The 21,778-nt window shown below is 66.9% G+C and carries 18 protein-coding genes, 1 tRNA gene, 1 other RNA gene, 2 pseudogenes and 1 other annotated feature; of the genes and pseudogenes, 15 read left to right on the plus strand and 7 right to left on the minus strand.

The features are described from left to right. Positions 1–126 precede the first annotated feature (126 nt). A complete protein-coding gene (locus HKD39_RS03410; RefSeq protein WP_171198471.1) occupies positions 127–1,419 on the minus strand; it encodes an extracellular solute-binding protein in 1,293 nt (430 codons plus the stop codon). Positions 1,420–1,510: 91 nt separating this feature from the next. After that, a complete protein-coding gene (locus tag HKD39_RS03415) occupies positions 1,511–2,695 on the minus strand; it encodes an ROK family protein (RefSeq protein WP_171198472.1) in 1,185 nt (394 codons plus the stop codon). A 354-nt stretch (positions 2,696–3,049) separates the two neighbouring features. Between HKD39_RS03415 and HKD39_RS03420 the strand changes: the two genes are divergently transcribed. Further along, positions 3,050–4,308, plus strand: a protein-coding gene (locus HKD39_RS03420; RefSeq protein ID WP_171198473.1) for an IS3 family transposase whose coding sequence is annotated in 2 segments (ribosomal slippage) — positions 3,050–3,344 and positions 3,344–4,308 — 1,260 coding nt in all. Because the reading frame shifts where the segments join, the coding sequence is not laid out codon by codon here. Continuing rightward, positions 3,334–3,465, plus strand: a sequence feature (AL1L pseudoknot). (Overlaps the previous gene by 132 nt.) Positions 4,309–4,516: 208 nt before the next feature. Here the strand turns inward: HKD39_RS03420 and HKD39_RS03425 are convergent. Beyond that, positions 4,517–5,458: a GlxA family transcriptional regulator gene (locus HKD39_RS03425; protein WP_171198474.1), complete on the minus strand. Its 942-nt coding sequence runs from the start codon at positions 5,456–5,458 to the stop codon at positions 4,517–4,519. A 107-nt stretch (positions 5,459–5,565) separates the two neighbouring features. Here HKD39_RS03425 and HKD39_RS03430 point away from each other — a divergent pair, with 107 nt between their 5' ends. Continuing rightward, positions 5,566–5,877, plus strand: coding sequence for a putative quinol monooxygenase (locus HKD39_RS03430; RefSeq protein WP_068102119.1), 312 nt, complete (start codon positions 5,566–5,568; stop codon positions 5,875–5,877). A 131-nt stretch (positions 5,878–6,008) separates the two neighbouring features. Further along, complete coding sequence (locus HKD39_RS03435) at positions 6,009–6,419, plus strand: GlcG/HbpS family heme-binding protein (RefSeq protein WP_171196587.1); 411 nt, start codon at positions 6,009–6,011, stop codon at positions 6,417–6,419. 278 nt (positions 6,420–6,697) lie between these two features. On the opposite strand, the pseudogene HKD39_RS20265 reads toward HKD39_RS03435, so the two are convergent. Next, a pseudogene (locus tag HKD39_RS20265) lies at positions 6,698–6,871 on the minus strand (ATP-binding protein); the annotation flags it as partial. Position 6,872: 1 nt separating this feature from the next. Continuing rightward, positions 6,873–7,412 carry an HD domain-containing protein gene (locus HKD39_RS03440; RefSeq protein WP_212753899.1) on the minus strand — a complete coding sequence of 180 codons (540 nt, stop codon included), beginning with the start codon at positions 7,410–7,412 and terminating at the stop codon, positions 6,873–6,875. Between the two features lie 482 nt (positions 7,413–7,894). Here HKD39_RS03440 and HKD39_RS03445 point away from each other — a divergent pair, with 482 nt between their 5' ends. The 6 genes and pseudogenes from HKD39_RS03445 to HKD39_RS03470 all read left to right on the plus strand — a co-directional run bounded on the left by HKD39_RS03445 (position 7,895) and on the right by HKD39_RS03470 (position 13,576). Then, the gene (locus HKD39_RS03445; protein ID WP_171198475.1) at positions 7,895–8,692 is read left to right on the plus strand and encodes an alpha/beta fold hydrolase; all 798 of its coding nucleotides are present in this window, start codon (positions 7,895–7,897) and stop codon (positions 8,690–8,692) included. After that, positions 8,689–10,065 (plus strand): MFS transporter, encoded by a 1,377-nt coding sequence (locus HKD39_RS03450; RefSeq protein WP_171198476.1) that lies wholly within the window; start codon positions 8,689–8,691, stop codon positions 10,063–10,065. Before HKD39_RS03445 ends, HKD39_RS03450 begins: the two co-directional genes overlap by 4 nt. After that, positions 10,062–10,853 (plus strand): helix-turn-helix transcriptional regulator, encoded by a 792-nt coding sequence (locus HKD39_RS03455; RefSeq protein WP_171198477.1) that lies wholly within the window; start codon positions 10,062–10,064, stop codon positions 10,851–10,853. The genes HKD39_RS03450 and HKD39_RS03455 overlap by 4 nt, the downstream gene beginning before the upstream one ends. Before the next feature lie 116 nt (positions 10,854–10,969). Then, the gene (locus tag HKD39_RS03460) at positions 10,970–11,569 is read left to right on the plus strand and encodes a TetR/AcrR family transcriptional regulator (protein ID WP_171198478.1); all 600 of its coding nucleotides are present in this window, start codon (positions 10,970–10,972) and stop codon (positions 11,567–11,569) included. 4 nt (positions 11,570–11,573) lie between these two features. After that, positions 11,574–11,933, plus strand: a pseudogene (locus HKD39_RS20270) (DoxX family protein). A gap of 450 nt (positions 11,934–12,383) precedes the next feature. Then, positions 12,384–13,576 (plus strand): IS3 family transposase gene (locus HKD39_RS03470; protein ID WP_171198479.1). Its coding sequence is split into 2 segments (ribosomal slippage): positions 12,384–12,668 and positions 12,671–13,576, totalling 1,191 coding nucleotides; the frame shifts between segments, so codons are not numbered across the junction. 189 nt (positions 13,577–13,765) lie between these two features. Here HKD39_RS03470 and HKD39_RS03475 read toward each other — a convergent pair. Further along, a tRNA-Ser gene (locus tag HKD39_RS03475) sits at positions 13,766–13,855 on the minus strand. A gap of 235 nt (positions 13,856–14,090) precedes the next feature. On the opposite strand from HKD39_RS03475, the gene HKD39_RS03480 reads away from it, so the two are divergent. The 6 genes from HKD39_RS03480 to HKD39_RS03505 are packed head-to-tail and all read left to right on the plus strand — an operon-like array spanning position 14,091 to position 21,414. Continuing rightward, positions 14,091–15,956: an ABC transporter substrate-binding protein gene (locus HKD39_RS03480; RefSeq protein WP_171198480.1), complete on the plus strand. Its 1,866-nt coding sequence runs from the start codon at positions 14,091–14,093 to the stop codon at positions 15,954–15,956. 5 nt (positions 15,957–15,961) lie between these two features. Further along, complete coding sequence (locus tag HKD39_RS19225; protein WP_171198481.1) at positions 15,962–16,915, plus strand: ABC transporter permease subunit; 954 nt, start codon at positions 15,962–15,964, stop codon at positions 16,913–16,915. Further along, complete coding sequence (locus tag HKD39_RS03490) at positions 16,912–17,907, plus strand: ABC transporter permease (protein ID WP_171198482.1); 996 nt, start codon at positions 16,912–16,914, stop codon at positions 17,905–17,907. The genes HKD39_RS19225 and HKD39_RS03490 overlap by 4 nt, the downstream gene beginning before the upstream one ends. Next, positions 17,904–18,851, plus strand: a complete 948-nt coding sequence (locus tag HKD39_RS03495) for an ABC transporter ATP-binding protein (protein ID WP_171198483.1) — start codon at positions 17,904–17,906, stop codon at positions 18,849–18,851. Before HKD39_RS03490 ends, HKD39_RS03495 begins: the two co-directional genes overlap by 4 nt. Next, positions 18,848–19,684, plus strand: coding sequence for an ATP-binding cassette domain-containing protein (locus tag HKD39_RS03500; RefSeq protein ID WP_171198484.1), 837 nt, complete (start codon positions 18,848–18,850; stop codon positions 19,682–19,684). The genes HKD39_RS03495 and HKD39_RS03500 overlap by 4 nt, the downstream gene beginning before the upstream one ends. Beyond that, entirely contained in the window at positions 19,684–21,414 is a 1,731-nt protein-coding gene (locus HKD39_RS03505) for a DUF885 domain-containing protein (protein WP_171198485.1), read from the plus strand. Before HKD39_RS03500 ends, HKD39_RS03505 begins: the two co-directional genes overlap by 1 nt. Positions 21,415–21,508: 94 nt before the next feature. On the opposite strand, the gene ffs is transcribed toward HKD39_RS03505, so the two are convergent. Beyond that, positions 21,509–21,605: signal recognition particle sRNA small type (ffs, locus tag HKD39_RS03510), an RNA gene on the minus strand. Positions 21,606–21,778: the final 173 nt, after the last annotated feature.

Consider the following 21,778-nt stretch of genomic DNA (forward strand, 5'->3'; position numbering starts at 1 on the left):
GGTGCGGGGCACGGGGGCGCTTGCACGCACCGGCGGCCGATCGAGGACGGTCATCGGTTCGGTGTCATCGAGGTCGACGTCATGGTTGAAATGGTCCGATCGGATTCGTCGGCGGGAATCGGCGGGTCAGGAGGAGGGCGACAGCAGAGGGTCGATCTGCTTGGCTGCTTCGGTCAGGGCATCCTTGACGCTCGCCTTCCCGGTGAAGGCCTGCGTGAGCGCGTCATTGAGGATGGTGTCGATCTTCGACCCGTCCGGGACGGCTGGCCGCGAACGCGCGGTCTTGAGTTGTTCGGCAAACGGGGCCAGCTCCGGGTACTTCTTGGCCGCCGCGTCCCCCAGGCCGACCACGCTGGGCATCTGGCCGGTGGCGGCCATCTCCAGCTGGAACTGCTCGCCCTGGGTGAACTCGATGAACTTCAACGCGGCGTCCTTGTTCGGCGATTCCGCTGTCAGGACGATGTTCTCGCCGCCCACCACCGAGATTGAACCGCCCTTGCCCTCCGGCATCGGGGAGTAGGTGGGCTCGAAGTCGGGATACTGGCCGGACCACACGCCGGCCATCCATGGCCCGTCCAGGATGGTCGCGTAGCTGCCCTTGGGCAGGCCGTCCGAGGTCGGGGTGCCGCCTTTGTTGCCGGTGATCAGGTTCGGGATGGCCTGCTGTTGGTACAGGTCCACCAGCATCTGGACCGCCGCCACGGTCTCCGGGCTGTCCAGGTAACCCGTTGCGGTGGTGAGCTTTTCGTCGGTCAGTGAGCCGCCACCCGACCAGATCCATGGCAGCACGTTCCAGGTCTGCAGGCCGCTGTCTGCGAAGACGGAAACGTTCTGCTCAGCCAGCTTCGGTCCAGCCGCGACCAACTCCTCGATTGTCTTCGGCGGCTTGCTCAGCCCAGCCTTCGCCAGTGCCTCCGGGTTACTGATCAGCACCCGGGTGTTGGTGTCCAGCGGCAACCCGTAGTAGTGGTCCTCCCACTTGTTGGTCGCCAGCGAGCCTGGGTAGGTCTTGTCCGCGAACTTCTGGAAGTTCGGCATGGCGGTGTCCAACGGTTCGAGGGCCCCGTCGTCGGCGAACCTCGGGACCCAGCCAAGGTCGGCCCGGATCAGGTCCGGCAGTTGCCCGCCCGACGCCGAGGTCTCCAGCTTCTGCAGGAATGAGTCGTACGGGACGTCCACGTAATCCACGCTGACGCCGGGGTTCGCGGCTTCGAAAGCCGGGATCAGCGACTTCTGAAGTACGTCGGTCTGGGTCCTATTGCCGCCGTTGCCGTAGGTGCCCCAGAAGGTGAGGGTGACTGGTGCCGTGGAGTCCGACGACCCGGGCGCGGGGGACGCCGGTTTCTGATCGGAACCGCAGGCGGCCAGCACCAGGGCCGCCGCCGTGGTGGCGACGAGGCGGGAGAGGCGGTGGGACATGAGAGCTCCTCGCTACAGATGCGGATGTGGACGATCGGTTGGGGCGATGTGTTCGGGTAGCTAGCAGGCGGCCGCCCACGGGGCGTCGGGTTCAGGTACCGAGCCTGCCGAGGGAGCCAAGGACGCTGCGGCGCAGCATGCCGACGGCGGCGCCGGCCGCCCATGCCTCGTCCGGCAGTGGCCGGACGAGCAACTCGCAGTCCATCGCGATCGACGAGAACGCATCCGCCGTCAGTTGCTCGCGGACCGCGTCGGTCCAGATCGGGGACGAGTGCACGCCTTCACCGGACAGGATCACCAGGGCCGGGTTCATCAGGTTCACCAGTACGGCAAGGCCGCGACCGAGTGCGCGACCCGCTTCCCGGAAGACCTCCTTGAGTGGTTCGGACCCCGCCGTCGCCAGCCGGTAGGCCTCGGCGGCGGAGGAGATCGGTTGCCCGACAGCGTGTTCGGCTGCCCGGGCGATGGCCTCATCGTTCGCGACCGCCTGCACGCAGCCGACCCGGCCGCAGTCGCAGCGGGCGCCGTCGGCAGCCACCCTGATGTGTCCGAACTCGCCGGCTGCGCCGCTGACGCCGGTCCACAGGTCCCCGTCGATGACCAGCCCGCAACCGATTCCGGCGCCAACTGTCACCACGGCGAACGAGTCGACACCGCGGCCGGCACCGAACCATTGTTCTGACAGGGCAAGGGAATTGACGTCGTTCTCGACGGTGACCGGGAGGCCGGTCGCCGCTGTCAGTCGTCCGGCCAGTGGAACGGAGGGCCAGCGCAAGCTCGGCGAGAAGCGAACGACGCCGGTGGCGTTGTCGACGTGGCCGCCGATGCCGACGCCGATGCCGCAGGTGCGCTCGCGAGCCTGCGGAACCCGTTCGCGCAGATGGGCGACCAGGGCCGTGACGGTGCCGACGACCTCGTCCGGATCGGTGCCGTCGACAGGCTGTCTGACCGCAGCACACTGGTTTCCACCGAGATCGATCACCACCCCGATTACCTCGGTAGCCATCACCTTGACGCCGATCGAGAACTGCCGTTCCGGGATCACCTGCAGCGGGATCTGCGGACGGCCGGGACCGGCGGTGATCGGGGCGATCTCCTCGATGTAACCGGCGCTGAGCATCGGTTTCACCAGCTTGGTTACCGACGCCTGGGAAAGGCCGGTGGCGTTGGCGACATCCCGGCGACAGACAGGCCCGGTGGTGAGGATGGAGGTAAATACCTGGCCCGCAGTGCCAGTACGCACTTCGGTCGGCGGATGCTGCGTCGCCTGTGACATGCCCACCACCGTCCTTGGTTGTGCCGACGAGCTGAGCATGGCGCACTTGATAAATTTCGTCAAGTAACTATCTGGTGACGGTGGAGCCGGCCCGACCTATTCGAGGCTGGCGCCGATCGAGTTCTGGTTGGCCGTGGCCTCGCAGGCGGCACCACAGCGTGCACGGGCCCAGCCGGAGCGGTAGGTGACTTGCCTGCTGGCGGACATCGCGCCGCTCTGCGGCCTGGACCGTCGAACGTGACGTCAACGTCGGTTCGTTGGTCGGTTCGTGCGCTCTCAAGGCGAACCGACAGCACCTCTGAACCGTCCTGGTTCTCCCGGAGGGTGGGGTTCTAGCAAGGGAGACTGGGATCCATGGCTGCACCGAGGAAGTTCGATCAGGAGACTCGTGATCGGGCGGTTCGGATGTATTCGGACCGGCTGGAGCGGTATGGCGAGTCCAAGCGTGAAGCACGTCGCCAGGTCGGTGCCGTGTTGGATGTCAACGAGGCATCGATTCGGAACTGGGTCGAGGCCGGTGAGCGGGCTGCGGGGACCCGGCCGGGGGTGTCACGTCCGGCTGATTCCGAAGAGGTGCGGGCGTTGAAGCGGCGGGTCGCCGAGCTGGAACGGGCGAACGAGATCCTGAAGACCGCGAGCGCGTTTTTCGCTCAGGCGGAGCTCGACCGCCGACTCAAGTGATGGTGGCCTACATCAGCGCATACCCGGACCGGTTCGGCGTCGAGCCGATCTGTGCCGTGCTGTCCGAGCACGGCATGAAGATCGCGCCGTCCACCTACTACGACCACCTCGCCCGGCCGGTCAGCCAGGCGGTACTGGACGAGGCCTGCGCGGTCAACGCGGTGGTCGACGTCCATCGGGCGAACTGGTCGGTTTACGGCGTCCGCAAGATGTGGCATGCGCTACGGCACGCCGGCCACCAGGTCGGCCGGGACCAGGTCGGGCGGCTGATGGGCATCGCCGGCATCCACGGCGCGGTCCGCGGCCGGCACCACACCACGACCACCCGCCGCGACCAGACGGCGGTGCGCCATCCCGATCTGGTCAAGCGTGGCTGGACAGTGCCGGTGCGGCCGGACCAGCTGTGGGTGGCGGACTTTTCGTATGTGTGGACGCTAGCCGGGTTCTGCTACGTGTCGCTGGTCACCGACGTGTACTCACGGCGGATCCTGGGCTGGCGGGTGGCGGCCAATAGGCACACCGCTCTGGTCACCGCCGCTCTGCAACAGGCACTGTACATCCGCCGCCGAGATGATATCCGTTTCACTACAACGGGTTTAGTCCATCATTCGGATGCCGGCAGCCAGTACACCTCACTGGCCTTCACCCAGGAGCTGATCGATGCCGGGATCGCCGGTTCGATCGGGACGGTGGGTGACGCGCTGGACAACGCGCTGATGGAATCGACGATCGGGTTGCTCAAGACCGAGGCGATCAATGCCCGGGACCGGACCTGGACCTCGCGGGCCGAGGTCGAGTGGGAAGTCGCCCGCTGGATTCACTGGTACAACACGACCCGGCTGCACTCCTCGATCGGCTACACCCCGCCCATCGAGTACGAACAGCGCTACCGTGACCGCACCACCGCCGGCCCCGCCCGGGAGTCGGCGTAACTAACCCACCCTCCGGACAATCCAGGACGGTTCAGCGACAGCACAGCCACCCGACCCCGACCGTCCGGGAAGCCGGGACACGTCACATGGCCTGTGCTGCGGGCGTGTCGAGTGGGTCGTCCAGGGGCGACGCAGGAGCGTCGACGCGACGTGCTGAGAGGTGGTTCCAGTCGAGCACTAGGACACCGGCTACAGGCATGGCGATAGGTCAGGAACGGCGTCGCTCCCTGCGCAGGAGGGAGCGCAGAGTCTCGGCGTTCGCGTAGCCGACCCGTAGCGCGATCTCGGCGGAGGTGAGGTCCGTGGTTGCTGAGAGGTGCCGAGCTCGTTCGATGCGAAGCCGTTGGACGAAGCCGAGCGGAGTGAGGTTGAGCGCCGCACGGACTCGTCGTTCGAGGGTGCGCCGGCTGGTGCCGAGTGACTGCGCGACGAAGGCGACGTTGAACGGTTCGTCCAGGCGGGCGCGCACGAAGCGTTCGAACTCGACGACGATCGGGTCCTCGTGCCGGAGATGTTCGTAGGCGACGAAGGCCGCCTGCGACGGACGCTCGTCGATGATGAGGAGCTTGGCGACATGTTGGGCCAGGTCGGGGCTGATCGATCGCACGAGTGAGAGCGCGAGGTCGATGTGGGCGAACGCGGCGCCGGCGGTGACGAGGTTCCCGTCGACCACGACCATGGTGTCGAGATCGAGGGCGACGGTCGGATAGCGCTTCAGGAACTCCGGCCCCAGAAACCAGCTGGTCGTCGCCCGCCGATGATCCATCCGTCCGGTCTCGGCGACAGCGAACACGCCGGTGCACGCCGCGGCGATCCGGGTGGTCGCGTCGTCGAGGCGCCCGAGCGAGGCGATGACCGAACGAGCATCTCGGCTCTGGAGGGCGTCGTTGGTAGCGGCGGCCGTGAGGGTTCCAAGCGCAGGGACGACGACCACGTCGAACTCTGCGGACTCCGACAGCGGGTGGTCCACCGACAGGGTCATCGATGCCGTCGTGGTCACTCTCCGTTTCGGTCCGAGGATGGCGAGTTCGATCGGGTCGATCCGCGGGTCGACATCGCCGCGGGCTCCGTCGGCCACCCGCACGATGTCGATGACCGACGCGACAGCCGAACCGAAGCAGCCGTCGATCGCGATGAGTCCGATACGCATGGCGTGAACAATAGCAATACTGTCGTATACGCCACTTCTCACATGCCCTTGCTCGTCATACGCTGAACTCGTCCCACGAAGAACCCCGACGTCAAGGAGAGTCCCTCATGTCCACACCCGCATCACTTCCGTATGCCTTCGTCGCCAAGATCGTCGCGGCCGATGGACAGCACGACGCGCTCGCCGATCTGCTCGCCGGCGCTGTCGCCCTCGCCAACGAAGAAGTAGGAACGATTGTCTGGTTCGCGGTCAGGACCCACGCCGACACCTTCTGGATCTTCGATGCATTCCCCGACGAGGCCGCTCGCGACGCCCACGCCAACGGCGCCATCGTCGCAGCCCTGACGGCCAACCAGCACCTCCTCGGCGCAGCACCCGAGATCCTGCCGGCCGACGTCCTCGCGTCCAAGCTCCCGTAGTCCGCCCACGCACGTTCGCAACGCGAAGCACAACACGAGCGCTGTCGGTCACAAACTCAACAGGCAAACCAACGGGCGGCTCTGGAGCGGCTCGAGCCACAAAGCGCACGCCACATTCGAAGGAGCAATTGATGCTATCTATTCCTACATTGTCGTTGGACGACGCCAAACGTGTCATCGCGGCAGCAGAAGCTGAATCCAGCACGCAGGGTCAGCCCAGTAACATCGCCGTCGTCGATGCCGGCGGCAATCTCGTCGCTCACGTACGGATGGACGGAGCGTGGCTGGGCAGCATCGACATCTCGATCAACAAAGCCTTCACGGCCCGCGCGTTCGACACAGCCACCAAAGACCTCGGCGACCTCGCCCAACCCGGTGAGCAGTTCTACGGCATCCACGCCTCCAACGACGGTCGGGTGATGATCTTCGCCGGTGGCATCCCGCTCGAGCGCGACGGCCAGGTCGTCGGCGCCGTCGGCGTCAGCGGAGGAACCGGCGTCCAAGACCAGGCCGTCGCCGAAGCCGCCGCCAGCGCCTTCTGAGACCGACCCGCACCGAACCCGGCCCCCGGCCGGCACGGGGCTGGATGCGTGCGTCGTCGACGTAGACGGTCACGGCTCGGACCTGACGGCCAACCAGCACCTCCTCGGCGCAGCACCCGAGATCATGGCGGCCGACGTCTGTCCGCGTACTACCTCATGTGTCGCTCCTCGTACGACCTGACGTGTAGGTCGGTCTCGGCGAGTTGAGTCGCTCTTCGCCCTGTGCTGGGTCACCCTGTTGACGCCGAAGTAGAACGGACCCCTTTGTGCCGGAGTGGGAGTCCATAGCGACGTAGCCTGGCGAGTTCCTCGGTGAGCCGGCCGCGTTGGTGAGCGTCCTTCAGGCGGGTGACCCACTGGGTCGCGGTCGCGAATAACACCCGGTGCCCGGCCTAGGCGGCTTTGATCCCGAGCCCGACTGCGAGGTGGGTTTTGCCGACCCCTCGGTCTCCGTCACAGGTCCGACTCGACGTGGCGGCGTCGCTCGAACGGATGGTCGCGCATTTTCTCGGCGAGGCCGTTGCCGACGATGCGGTGCGCGGCGGTAGATGGTTTTCGTTCCGCCTGACTGGTGACGCACGCCGTGAACTCCTGCGCTACGCCGAGGCGCGGGTACGCGTGGAGGACTTCATCGACGAAGTTCGCGGAGAGGACATCGGATCGCGCCCCGGTGATGTCGAGCCCTGTGGCCGATTCGAGGAGGTAGCCCTCAAAGTCCATTTCGGGGTCCACCGACGGCCAGTTGTGCCTCACGATCACCTCCATGACGCGCTGTCGCCTTGATTTCGGCCACCCTGCCCCGGCGGTCAGCGCGACCGCGGCGTGGCCTCCTGCTTCCTCGTAGGACAGCGTATGATTGTCGAACGCCTCTGTAGTGCCCAAGTCGTGAAGTAGTGCCGCGACAAGGAGCAGTTCCTCATCGAAGCCGGTCCGGCACTCCATTGCTGCAATGCCGCGCGCCCAATACCAGGACCGCATGGCGTGATTGAGCATCGCGGCACTGTGGTAGTCACCCGCCAGTCGGGACGCTGCCGCAGCCACGGGGGTGCTCGGAGGCGCAACATCTTTCATCTGCATTGGCCATTCTTCTTTCATCGCGTGTTCCACTCCCACTGCGCTTGAAAACATCCATCGGCTCCAGCGGAGCGTCTTCGGCCTTGACCCAGCCGCCGGATTGCTCGCCGTTCCAACTGGCGTACCCCTGGTCGACGACGTGCTCCACGCCGCTCGAGGTCGCTGCCGCGCTCAGCCAGCCGTGGGCTCACACAACGCCCCAGTACACCGCTATCACCGGCTACGAGCACCCGCATGCCGATCCCCCTCCACGAAAGCAGTAATTGCCGAACGCACGCTCGCACGACGTCGACGCTCGTAGCCAGGGCGAAGTTGTCCCAGGACAACGCGGGCCTGGTTGCCCCCGAGCGAATTCCGGACGCTGTCCATAGATACGACGCGACTAGGGAAAGAAGACACACATGAAATCTATGGCCACGGTGGACGGAGTCCGTATCCCTTACGAGCAGGCCGGCGACGGACCTGGTCTGGTCCTGGTCCACGGCACCGGGCCAGGCGCGAATATCGCTTTCGGGCATCTGCTCGGCGAGCTGCAGAAGTCCTTCACAGTCGTGATGCCGGACCTTTCCGGAACGCCAGTCGTCGAAGACGGCGACGCCGAGCTCACGGTCGAACTGCTGGCCGCGCAGGTCCTTGGAGTCGCAGATGCCAGCGGAATGTCGGACTTCGTCGTCCTCGGATTCTCCCTGGGCGGCCCCGTCGCCGTCACCGTCGCGGCCGCAGCGCCGTATCGGGTGAACGGCCTGGTGGTGGCGGCCGGCTGGGCCAAGACAGCAGACGACCCCTACCTGTCCCTGCTGTACGACGTGTGGCTACGGACGGCCTCCGACGCCGATGCCTTCGGCAGGTTCTCCACCCTCACCGGGTTCAGTCCGGCGCACTTGGCCGGGATGCCCCATGCGGAGGTCGAGGCTCTGGTGCCGAACCTGGCCCCGAACTCCGCGCTTATGCGGCAGATCCGGCTGGGTTCGCGCATCGACGTCACCACGTACGCGCAGCGAGTCAGCGTCCCGACGCTGCTGATCGCCGGCCGCCACGACGCGACCATCCCTCCGCACGCCGTCGCCGCCCTCGCCCGGCTGATACCCGACAGTCGCACGTCCACGCTGGAAAGCGGGCACGTGATGACGTTCGAGAGACCGGACGAGTTCACCGCGCTGGTCTCAAACTTCGCCGTCGCGCTTCCCAGCAAGCCGTGACTCCCCGGTCGCTCCCACCGATCGTCGCACTTGCGCTGTCCTCGGCGATCACGTCGCTGGACTTCACGATCATTTACCTCGCGATCCCGCACATCCAGACGGCGCTGCACGCATCGGTCGGCGATACACAGTGGGTAGCGGCGGCCTACGCTGTCGCCTACGGCGGGTTCCTTCTGCTCGGCGGTCGGCTCGCCGATGCCTACGGCGCGAGACGCTGCTTCACCATGGGTCTGTGCTTGTTCGGGCTCAGTTCCGTGGCCGGCGGTCTCGCGCCCAGCCTGCCGGTGCTCATCACGGGGCGCGTCGGCCAGGGGCTGGGCGCGGCCATCCTGTTCCCGGCCACGCTCGCAATGCTCCACCAGCACTACACCCGCACTGCCGCGAAACAACGTGCGGTGTCGGTGTGGGCAGCGGCCGGGTCGGGCGGCCTGATCGCAGGCACCGTCCTCGGCGGACTCCTCACCCAGCTCACCAGCTGGCGTGCCGTCATGCTGGTCAACATCCCACTGGTCCTGGCGACGCTGCTGGCCGCGCGGCGAGCGGTGGCCGGCCCGGTGGGGCCTGCGAGCCCGCGGGACGCGGCCCGTCATGGGATCAGCGCGTCGTCGTGGGTCGGCTCTGCGGCAGCGGCGATCGTCACCGCATCGGCGTGCCTGCTCATGCTACGAGCCGGGTCGTGGGGACTGGGATCGCAGACTTGGGCTGTGCTCGTGACTGCCGCGACCGCTGCCTGCGCGGCGCGGGCCCTGGCCGCGCGAACCGGGTTCAACCTGGTCCCCGCGCGGGTGGTCGCGGTCCCCGACGTCCTGGCCGCGACCATCCGGGGGACCGTCTTCATGGGCGCGTTCGGCACCGTCTACTACTTGCTGTCGCTCGACCTCCAGACCATCCGGGGGATCTCCCCGCTGCTGGCAGGCGCTGCGCTCATCCCCGGATCAGTCGGCGGCATCTTCGGCTCGGCACTAGCCAACCGGCTCCTGCACGACCACAGCCCCCGATCCGTGTCACGCGCCGCCATGATCGCCGGAGGCGTGGGACTGGCCGGGGTCGCGGCCGCGGTGACCGCGCCTCTACCGGTGCTCTTGCTCGCGCTGATGATCGCCAGCGTGGCTCAGGGAGTCGCGTACACCTCCATCTTCGCTCTCGCCGGGAGCGGTGTCGCACCCGCCGACCAGGGCGTGGCGACCGGCCTGGCCGGCACCGGCCAGCAGGTCGGCAGCGCGGTCGGCCTCGCAGTCGCGGCTCTGTGCGTGCAGGCGACCGCGACCACCAGCGCCCCACAATTGGGCGTCGTCCTCACGCTGGCCATCGGCGCGGCATTCCTGTTACTCAGCGGCGTTGCGGGTCGCTGCGGACGTAGGCTTCTCCGATGACCGTCAAAGGCCCGAGCCGCGTCCAACAGCTCGGTGAGTTCCTGCGCGCTCGGCGCGAGGCACTGCCCGCGCCGCCGCGCAGCCGCGCCAGGACTCCGGGCCTGCGGCGAGAAGACATTGCGGCCCTTGGGACCATTTCGGTGGACTACTACACGCGGCTGGAGCAGGGCCGAGCGGCGTCGATGCCCTCCCCCGCCGTCACCGACGCCTTGGCCGACGCACTCGAGCTGACCGCTGCGGGACGGGCGCACCTGCACAGGCTAACCGGCCGCGCCGCGCCCGAAGCCACCCAGGCGGACTCGCCTGCGCCCGGGCTGCGGTTCCTGATGGACAACCTCGACGATGTCCCTGCCCAGGTCGTCAATGACCTCGGCGACGTGCTCGCCCAGAACTCCGCCGCAGATCGCCTGTTCCCCTGGGTCGTCGCAGAGGGGCTGCGCCGCGCCAACGTCTACGAGCACTGGTTCTGCCACAGGCCAGTACGCGCCGCCTTCCCCGCCGATGAGCGCGATGCGTACTCCGCAGCGCAGGCGGGCGAACTGCGCGCGGCCGTCACTCGCCGCGACCTCGCCGGAGACCCACGCGGCCAGCAATTGGTGAGCGCTCTGATGGACCACAGCGGCGAGTTTCAGCGCGCGTGGGATGCCCAGCACGTCTACGACGGACGCGACAAGCAGATCTGGACAGCCAGCAACAACGGCTCAGCACTGCAGGCCCACGTCACGGTGGACGTCCACACCTGTCAGCGCCTCATCGCCTTCGAGTACTCGGTCACCGGCGACATCTAAGTGTTGCTGGCCGGCAGGTTGTTGGCGCTCGCGGGATGACGTTGCGCGCCAGATCTGCGACGGGCATCGTGATATCGTGAACACGTTCAGTGAACGCGTTCATCGAAAGGTCGCGAATGGCAGCCTCATTGCGTGAGCAACTCAAACACGCAACGCAGTTGCGTGTCCTCGCGGCCGCGAGCCGGTTGTTCCGGGAGCGAGGGTTCGCTGCAACAACAGTGCGAGACATCGCTGAAGCAGCTGACGTCAGCGCCGGGACGGTGATGGCCGTCGGCGATAAGAACGCGCTGCTGGTGCGCATCTTCGACGCCATGGTGGCGGACGAGCACGGCCGGCGCGCCGGCAGAGACCGCCAGTTGAGCGTCAATGGTTCTGACTCCTGCGTTCAGCGCCTGAGCGTTCTGGTCCAACCTTTCGTCGCGATGTTCACGGGCAGTCCCGAGTTGGCACGGTCGTACGCATCGATTCTGGTATCCGGAAATCATTCCTCGTCGTTGTTCACTGAACTGACCGACCGACTCGTCGAAGAGTTCGCCACCGCGGTAACCGAGCACGGGTGCACCTCGCAGGCTGACGCACCAGCCAAGGCGCAGGCACTGTATGCCGCCTACGTGGGAACGCTCTTCACCTGGTCTGCACTCGGCCTGGCCGATCCGTCCCGCCTCACAGACAGCCTCCGAACATCATTCGCGGCGATCAGCATCTGCAAGGAGTGACCCAATGCCCCTTACCCCGGACCCGTGGTGGCCTCCGGCTATTCTCGCCCTCGCTCTGTTCAGCGACGCGGCGATGTCTCTGCGCCCACCGAAGTTCATCCGCGACTGCTTGAACGGCGTGGGCTTCCCCCGCGAGTGGTGGTAGACTCTCATCGTCATCAAGACGCTTGCCGTGATCGGGCTCATCGCGGGGATCTGGATTCCCGGCATCGCTCTGGCCGCCAACACCGGCGTCATTGTCTACTTTCTCAGCGCCGCCACCGCGCATATCCGTGCACGCTTCACTGGGCAGGCGTTCTGGCTCAACTGCCTCGGCATGCTCGCACTCTCTATCGTAGTCCTCGTTCTCTCGTTCGCGGTCTGAGCGGCGGATACTCCGAGGTGTGCGCCCCAACGTCGGCTGCGGGCGCTGGTTCACCTTGGCTCAGCACCTGTACGGGGCGAGCTCCAGGGCTTCCCCCGCTCTCCAGTTAGCGTCAAGCCGATCCAACGAGGTCCCGCATCACGAGGTAGCTGCTCGGGAACCTTCAGCGGCGTGTGCTCCGCGCACCCGAGCGAGCTAGGACGGCACTGTCGATTTCTTCGTCCGAGGCAATACTGATTCGCTCGTCAACGAGACTGAGCAGTCGGACAGGGCGCTCCTCGATAGATGTCCTCGCGTCCAAGCTCCCGTAGTCCGCCAACGCACGAGACGATCGCGCCCCTCCGAGCCGTAGCCAGGTCGCGACGCAACGCCACGCTGCGTGGGACTGCTGCACGGATAGGTGACAACTGACCTGGCTTGCCCGATGGGCAGGCTTGAGAGGATGTCGCTGTGCCCAAGCCCTACCCCCGCGAGTTCCGTGACGACGTGGTTCGTGTCGCCAGGAGCCGGGACCCGAAGACCCCGCTCGACCAGATCGCGAAGGACTTCGGGATCCACCAGACCACGTTGAACTCGTGGATGCGCCGCGCCGATGTCGAGGACGGCGTGAAGCCCGGGATGACCGAGGACCAGAACGCCGAACTGCGTGAGCTCAAGCGCCGCAACCGGCTGCTCGAGCAAGAAGTGGAAGTCCTCCGCAGGGCGGCCGCCTATCTGTCGCAGGCGAACCTGCCGGGAAAATGATGTACCCGCTCGTCCGCGAGCTGGCCGAGGACGGGATCCCCGTCTCGGTGACGTGCCGGGTGCTCAAGATCGCTCGCCAGCCCTACTACCGCTGGCTCGCCCAACCGGTCACCGATGCCGAACTGGTCGAGGCCTACCGCGCGAACGCCTTGTTCGACGCCTACGACGACGACCCGGAGTTCGGTTATCGGTTCCTCGTCGACGAGGCCCGCGATGCCGGCCAAGCGATGGCGGAGCGGACCGCGTGGCGGATCTGCTCCGCCAACGGCTGGTGGAGCGTGTTCGGCAAGCCCAAGAAGGGCAAGGCGAACAAGCCCGGCCCGCCGGTCCACGACGACCTGTGCGCCTTCGTTGACACGCACGGCGTGACCCGTCACGAGTTCAACGCGGAGGGTCCGAACCAGCTCTGGGTCGGCGACATCACGGAGCACTGGACCGGTGAAGGCAAGCTCTACATGTGCGCGTTCAAGGACGTCTACTCCAACCGGATCGTGGGCTACTCCATCGACTCGAGGATGAAGTCCCGGCTCGCGGTCGCGGCGCTCAACAATGCCGTCGCGCGGCGCGGTGACGTGGCCGGATGCGTGGTCCACACGGACAGAGGATCGCAATTTCGTTCCAGGAAATTCGTCCGTGCACTCAACCGTCACGGCATGGTCGGATCGATGGGCCGGGTCGGCGCCGCGGGTGACAACGCCGCCATGGAGAGCTTCTTCGCCCTACTCCAGAAGAACGTCCTCAACCGCCGTGCCTGGGCCACTCGCGAAGAGCTCCGGATCGCGATCGTGACCTGGATCGAGAGGACCTACCACCGACGCCGCAGGCAGTCCGCCCTCGGACGATTGACCCCCGTCGAATACGAAGCAATCATGACCACGCCAGCCACTCAGGCTGCGTGACCCACCTGTCACCCGATCGTGCAGCAGTCCCGAGACCCGTTCGGATGCGTCCCGATCCGTGTCGCTCCGTGCGCTCGGATCGTCGAAAAGGGCACCAAAAAGGGCACCACCAGCGTGCTCGGCCGAGTTCCCGGTGACCACGAAGCGCCCCTTCCCTACGGTGTTTCCGCAGGTCAGGGGCGCTTCTGGTGGCGGAGGATACGGGATTTGAACCCGTGAGGGCTGTGACACCCAACACGCTTTCCAAGCGTGCGACATAGGCCGCTAGTCGAATCCTCCGCGGGAGAGTTTAGCCGATTCCGCAGGGGTCCGATCCCGCCGAGATCCCGCCAAGCCCTGCCCGGCCGGCGACCGGGCCGGCGCCGGCGATCACGAGCCGGCGCCGCTTGGCGCAAGCATCCCCGCGCTGGCGCGCCGGCGTCACCGATGGTGAGCGTGGCTGCGCGCAGCGGCAGCGAACCACACACGCTCGGCCTCTCGGCCCGGTGGGCGATCGGGGGCTACTCTGTCCGCCATGCCAGCACCCCAGCGTCGAGCCAGAGTCGGTTTCGTTGTCGTGGCCGCCACCGGAGCACTGGTGCTGTCGGCCTGCAGTGGCGTCAAGGGCGGGTCGGGCCCGGCGGGCCAGGGGGCACCGGCCGGTGGCAACACCCAGCCTGCCGCCCAGGGCGGGGCCGCGGGCGGCAGCGCTGGGTCCGGCAGTGCGGCGCCGGGGAGCGGTGCGTCCGGTGCATCGGGGGCGCCGCAGTTCGACCAGAACGGTTTCGTGGTGCGCGGTCCGGCCGCCAAGAAGGGCGGCACCGTCACCGTGCTGGGTTCCAGCCCGTTCTCGCACCTCGACCCGGCCCGCGGCAACGACGGCAACGTCAACAACTTCTACAACTTGATCTACCGCGGTCTGACCACCAACAAGCGCGGGCCGGGCGACGTCGGCACCGAGACGGTGCCTGACCTTGCCACCGACCTTGGCAAGCCGAACGCCGACGCCACCGAGTGGACCTTCACCCTCAAAGACGGCATCAAGTACTCCGACGGCACGCCGATCAAGGCGCAGGACTTCAAGTACGGGTTCGAGCGCGCGCTCGACCCCAAGAACAACATCGGTAACGACGAGCTGCAGCAGCTGATCGTCGGCGCGGACAAGTACAAGGGCGCCTACGCCGACCCGAAGGGCCTCGACTCGATCACCACACCGGACGACAAGACCATCGTCTTCAAGCTCAACCGGCCGTTCCCGTCGTTCTTCGAACTCACCGGAAGCGGCCCGCTGACGCCGTTCCCCAAGGGCAAGGTGCCCAGCGCGGATTACCTGGACAGCAACGTCTACGGCTCCGGTCCGTACCAGCTGAAGAGCAACAATCCCGGCGTCAAGGTGGAGCTGGAACGCAACCCCAACTGGGACCCGGCCACCGACCCGACCCGGCCGGCCTACCCCGACGCGTTCGTCTTCCAGTTCGGCATCGACGGCAGCGCGCTGGACCAGCGCATGCTGGCCGGCCAGGCGAACGACAAGAACGTCATCGCGGCCTCCACCGATCCGCTGCAGCCCTCCAGCGTCGGGCAGATCCAGAACCCGCAGACCCGCAGCCGGATCGTCCGCGACCTGCCGAGCTGCACCTACTTCATGAACATCCGCACCGACGTCAAACCGCTGGACGACGTCAAGGTGCGGCAGGCCATCCAGTACGCCGTGGACAAGCAGGCGCTGATCACCGCCGCCGGCGGCCCGCAGATGGCGTTGGTGGCCAACGACATGCTGCTGCCCGGGGTCCCCGAGAAGGAAGATTTCAATCTCTATCCTTCGGAGAACTCTGCCGGCGACATCGCCAAGGCCAAGCAGTTGCTGGCCGAGGCCGGCGTCGGCGACGGATTCGAGCTGAGCATGGACGTCCGCGGCCTGCCGCTGTGGCAGGGCTTCGCCAACGCGCTGCAGGATTCCCTCGGCAAGGTCGGCATCAAGGTGAAGCAGAAGCCGCTGGACTCCTCGACCTACTACGACGTGATCCAGACGCCAGCGCAGCAGAGCCCGATCCAGGTGACGGGCTGGTGCTCGTCCTGGCTGAACGGGTACCCGTTGCTGTCGCCACTGTTCGACGGGACCAGGATCACCAAGACCGGCAACCAGAACGGCTCGATGCTCAACGACCCGGCGATCAACAAGCGCTTCGCCGACATCGCCAAGCTCACCGACGCCGACGCGCAGAACGCCGAGTACGCCAAGCTGGACAAGGAGATCATGCAGCTGGCGCCGGTGGTGCCGATGCTGTGGCTGACCCCACTGCAAACCGTCGGCAGCAATGTCGGTAACGTCTTTGCCTGCGCCTGCACAACCGGTTACATCGACTATTCATCGGTCGGCTTGATCGACCCGGGTGCGTAGCAGCGGTGACGACGCCGAGTGCTACGGCCCCGCCGGAACCCCTCGACGCCGCCGAGAGACCGCGCAAGCTCGGCCTGCTGAGCCTGCTGCGCGGCGTCGTCGGCAGTTGGGGTGCGGCGTTGGCCCTTGGCTATCTGGTGGTGATCGCGCTGCTGGCGATCTTCGCGCCGCTGGTCACCGCGATCACCGGTAACGACCCGTACAGCTTCAACAACGCCGCGCTCGACCCGAACCTCGGCGGCCTGCCCAAGGGCGCATTGGGTGGGATCAGTGCAGAACACTGGCTGGGCGTTGAGCCGCAGAACGGACGAGACATCTTCGCCCGCATCGTCTACGGGGCGCGCTCGTCGTTCCTGATCGCGCTGTCCGCGACCGCGATCACGGTGGTGCTCGGGACGACGCTGGGCATGATCGCCGGCTTTGTCGGCGGCAAGGTCGACACGGTGATCTCCCGGCTGATGGATCTGCTGCTGGCGTTCCCGTCGTTGATCTTCATGATCGCGCTGATCTCGGCGCTGCCCGACGTCAACCGGCACCTGATGCTGATCATCGTGCTGAGCCTGTTCGGGTGGCCCTACATCGCCAGGGTGATCCGCGGGCAGACGATGTCGTTGGCGCGCAGGGAGTTCACCGAGGCGGCCATCGCATCCGGCGCCAGCCGCACCAGGGTGGTGTTCTCCGAGATCCTGCCGAACCTGGCCGGCACCATCATCGTGCTGGCCACCCTGGCGGTGCCCGGCTACATCGGCACCGAGGCCGGGCTGAGCTTCTTGGGCATCGGTCTGGTCGCACCTGCGCCGTCCTGGGGCCAGATGATCTGGTCGGCGGTGAGCTGGTTCACCCAGGACCCGATGTACTTCATCATTCCCGGGGCCTTCCTGACCCTGACGGTGCTGTCGTTCATGGTGGTGGGAGACCGGCTGCAACTGCTCATCGACCCGCGGAGCGGCGGCCGATGATCTGGTTCCTGCTGCGGCGCTTGGGTTTCGCCCTGTTCACCCTGTTGGTTGTCGTGCTGCTGACGTACTGGATCTTCTTTGCGCTCAGCCCCGATCCGGCGGCGCAGATCTGCGGGCAGAACTGCACCCCTGACCGGATCGCCCAGATCCGCACAACATTGGAACTCGATCGACCTTTCTTCCCGCGGTTCTTCGAGTTCGCCGGCGGCATCTTTGCCGGCCGCACCATCGGATCAGGACCGACCGCGGTGTATTGCTCGGCGCCGTGCCTCGGCTACAGCTTCCAGAGCGGGCAGAACGTCACCGACATGATCGTCTCCCGGTTGCCGGTGACGTTGTCGCTGGCCATCGGATCGCTGGTGCTGTGGGTGATCGCCGGCACCATCGGCGGGGTGATCAGTGCGGTCTTCCGCGGGAGCTGGTGGGACAAGGCCGCGATGACGGCGGCACTGGCCGGCATCGCCCTGCCGAACTACTTCGTCGCGCTGCTGCTGCAGTACGTGATCGTGGTGAAGCTGCAGTGGCTGCCGTTCCCGTTGAACGACCCGTCGATCTCGGACCCGCAGAGCTGGTTCTTCTCGTACCTGCTGCCCTGGATCGTGCTCGCCCTGATGTACTCGGCCACCTTCGCGCGGCTGACCAGGGCGAACATGGTGGATACCTTGGGGGAGAACTACATTCGCACCGCACGCGCCAAGGGGCTGCCGGAACGCCTGGTGATCGGCAAGCACGCCCTGCGGCCGGCGCTGACCCCGCTGGTGACGATCGTCGGGCTGGACTTCGCGATGCTGCTGGGCGGTGCGCTGATCACCGAATCGGTGTTCGGGTTGCAGGGCGTCGGCAAGCTCGCCAGGGACGCCATCGGCACCAACGACCAGCCGGTGATCATGGGTGTGACGCTGCTGGCGGCCACCGCGGTGGTGCTGATGAACATCGTGGTCGATCTGCTCTACGCGGTGCTGGACCCACGAGTGCGGGTGGCGGCCAGATGAGCAGCCAAGAGACGCCGCCGCAACTGAGCAAGCCGCAACTGAGCAAGAAGGCCGAGTGGCAGGCCAACACGCCCGCCGAATTGCTCAGCATCGACCAGCTGAGCCTGTGGATCCGTCCCCCGGCCGTCGACGATCGCCGTGGCCGCAAGACAGCGGAAAACCAGATCCTCGACGGGGTTTCGCTGTCGGTGGGCAGGGGCGAGACCGTCGGTCTGGTGGGCGAGTCCGGATCGGGCAAGTCGCTGACGGCGCTGTCGGTGCTCGGCTTGTTGCCGCCGGGGTCGCGGACCGCAGGCGCGATCTCGTTGGAGGGCACCCGGCTGCTTGGCGCGAAGAACCGGATGCTCAGAACCATCAGGGGCAACCGGGTCGGCATGGTGTTCCAGGATCCGCTGTCGTCGTTGAACCCGTTCTACTCCGTCGGTGACCAGATCGCCGAGGCCTACCGCATCCATCGCGGTGGATCGCGGCGGGCGGCGATGGCGGTGGCCGCCGACGCCATGGAGACCGTGCACATCCGCGACGCGCACCGGCGGGTGCACGACTACCCGCATCAGTTCTCCGGCGGCATGCGGCAGCGGATCATGATCGCGATGGCCATTGTCTGCCAACCGGATTTGATCATCGCCGACGAGCCAACCACTGCGCTGGACGTGACCGTGCAGGCGCAGATTCTGCAGCTGCTGGCGGAGCTGCAGCAGCGCAGCAATGCCGGAATCCTGTTGATCACCCACGATCTCGCGGTGGTGTCCCAGGTGGCCGACCGCCTGGTGGTGCTGCAGCGCGGCAGGGTGGTGGAACAGGGCAGCACCGAAGCCATCTTCACCCAGCCGCAGGATCCGTACACCGCCATGCTGTTGGATTCCACCCCGCGGATGTCAGGGCCGATGCCGACACTGCCGACACCGGGCGAACAACGCCAGCAGAAGGCGGTGCAGCCATGAGCGGCAACGCCCCGGTGCTGGCCGGCAAGAACCTCACTCGCCGGTTCAGCCGCAGGGCCAGCTTCGGCCGCACCGAGACGTTCACCGCTGTGGACGACGTGTCGCTGGAGCTGCACAGTGGCGAAACCCTTGCGCTGGTGGGGGAGTCGGGCAGTGGCAAATCGACCACCGCCCGGATGCTGGCCCAGCTGATCACCCCGAGCGACGGCACCGTCGAGCTCGGCGGTCGGCAGTACGCCGGACGCCGGCTCGGGGAGTTCCGTCGTCAGGTACAGGTGGTGTTCCAGGACCCGTTCTCGTCGCTGAACCCGCGGCACCGGGTCGAGCAGATCATCAGCGCGCCAATGCGTTACCTGGATCTGCCCAAACCGGCCGGCGGCTGGACGGCACGCGTCAAGGAGCTGATGGAGCGGGTCGGCCTGAATCCCGATCACTCGCAGCGCTTTCCGAGCCAGTTCTCCGGCGGGCAGGCACAGCGCATCGGCATCGCAAGGGCCATCGCCGTCGAGCCGTCGGTGGTGATCTGCGACGAAGCGGTGTCCGCCCTTGACGTCTCGGTGCAGGCCAGGGTGCTTGAGCTGCTGCGGGAACTGCAGCAACAGGATCACTACAGCTATCTGTTCATCACCCACGACCTTGCGGTGGTACGGGAAATAGCGCACCGCATCGCGGTGATGAGCCAGGGCAAGATCGTCGAAACCGGCGACAGGCAACAGATCTTCACCAACCCGCAGCAGGAGTACACCCGGACGCTGCTCGCCGCGGTACCCCAGATCAAGTACCAACGTGCGGCCGCCGCCGGGCAGGCCGCACCCGAAACCGGCAGGACCTGATGGACCGAACTCCCGCAGCCGCAACCGCCGCGCCGGTGACGCCTGCCGCACAACGACTCTCGGAACTGATCGACAGCGAGTGGTCGATGCGCCGCCGGCTCGAGGGCTCGGGCTTTCTCGACGAGGACGGGCCTTCTGATCAGCGGTTCCAGCTGCCGGACACCAGCGCCGCAGCGCGAGCGGGTGCGCAACAGCAGTGGGCCGACATCCTCGCCGAGCTGGACACGCTCGATCTCGCCACCCTCGGCCCGCGCGAACGTGTCGATCTTGAGGTGTTCCGCTTTCAGGTCGAGATCCAGTTGGCCAATGCCAAACACCGCAGCTACCAGTGGGCAGCCAACTCCGACACCGGTTTCTGGACCAACCTCACCGGCGGCGTTCCTGACCGGTTCTCCGCGCCGGACCAGGTCCCTGCCTACCTTGAGATGCTGCGCGGCGTCGCGGGTTACGTCGATGCCAGGGTCGACGATCTGCGCAGCGGACTGGCCCGCGGTTTCGCACCGAGCCGAGCCAGCATGGCGGGCCGGGACGCGACGGCCCGCGCGGTGGCACAGGCCAGCGACCCGGCGGACACCCCGTTTGCCGTCCCGCTGCTGGCCGCCCAGCAGGCCGGCTGGATGGATCGGTCCACCGTCGACGAGGGGCTGAGAATCGTTGCAGAGCAGATCATTCCGGCCTTCGGACGGTTGAGCGAGTATCTGGCGTCTGAGTACCTGCCACAGCTCGGCGAGAGTCCGGCGGCGTCGGACCTTCCCAAGGGCAAGCAGTTCTACGCGGATCAGTTGCGCGAGTACACCACCACCGACCTCACCGGCGAGCAGATCCACCAGATCGGGCTGGACGAGGTCGCCGCGATCGAGGCCGAGATGACGGCCATCGCCGCCGAACTCGGCTACACCGGTGACGACGCAGTCGCCCAACTGCTGGAGTTCATGCGCACCGATCCGCAGTTCTTCGCCACCACCGCGGAACAGTTGCTGCACCTGGCTGCCTGGGAATGCAAGAAGTTCGACGCCGTCGCGCAGCACTGGTTCGGCCGGTTGCCGCGGCGGCGGTTCGGCATCGAGGAGCCGCCACCCGAGCTGGCGCCGACCTACACCGCCGGCCGGGGCGGCCCGGGCCGCTACGTGGTGAACACCTACGATCTCGGCGCCCGGCCGCTGCACTCCATTCCGGCGCTCACCCTGCACGAAGCGGCGCCAGGGCACGCGTTCCAGATCCCGTTCGCGCAGGAACTCGAGCTGCCGGACTTTCGCCGACTCAGCTACCTGTCCGCCTACGGCGAGGGCTGGGCGCTGTACTGCGAGCGCCTCGGCGACGAGATGGGCATCTACGAAACCCCCTACCAGCGCATGGGAATGCTCAGCTTCCAGATGTGGCGGGCGGTCCGGCTGGTGATCGATCCCGGCATTCACCTGCTCGGCTGGACCAGGGAACAGGCGATCGAGTACCTGCGCGGTCACACCGCGATGAGCCTGCACGACGTGACCACCGAGGTCGACCGCTACATCACCTGGCCGGGCCAGGCCGCGTCCTACTACCTCGGCATGTTGGAGATCCGGCGACTGCGCGCCGAAGCCGAGCAGGCACTCGGCGAGCGGTTCGACATCAGGGCCTTCCACGACTGCGTGCTCGCCACCGGATCGGTGCCGCTGACGGTCTTGCAGGAGCAGGTGCGGCAGTTCATCGCCGGCGGCGGTCGCTCACCGTTCGCCGACCGGCAACCCTGACCCGAGCCGATCGGCAACCCTGACCCGAGCCGATCGGCAACCCTGACCCCAGCCGACCCGCAACCCTGACCCGAGCCGACCCGCGCCGCCGGAGACACAAGCGGACCCCCGCACCCGTCAGAGCTCCCGGACCCTTGCTGCCTTCCGGCCCTGGGGGAGTTAAGGAGATGGACGCCGCGGGGGTCCTCGAACCAGCATACCGGCGCCCGGTGCCGCCCCGAGCCGCAGCCACGTCCCCGGCCGGCCGCCGCGGGCCAGGGGGTGCCGTCCGCCGAACGTCGCGTTCGGGACAAACAGCGAGCGGGCGGTTGCCTGCCGCACGTTTGGTGACTACGGTCACTGAATCGATCAATGTTTGACGAGA

Source organism: Nakamurella aerolata, assembly GCF_013002705.1.
In the GTDB taxonomy this organism is placed as follows: Bacteria; Actinomycetota; Actinomycetes; order Mycobacteriales; family Nakamurellaceae; genus Nakamurella; species Nakamurella aerolata.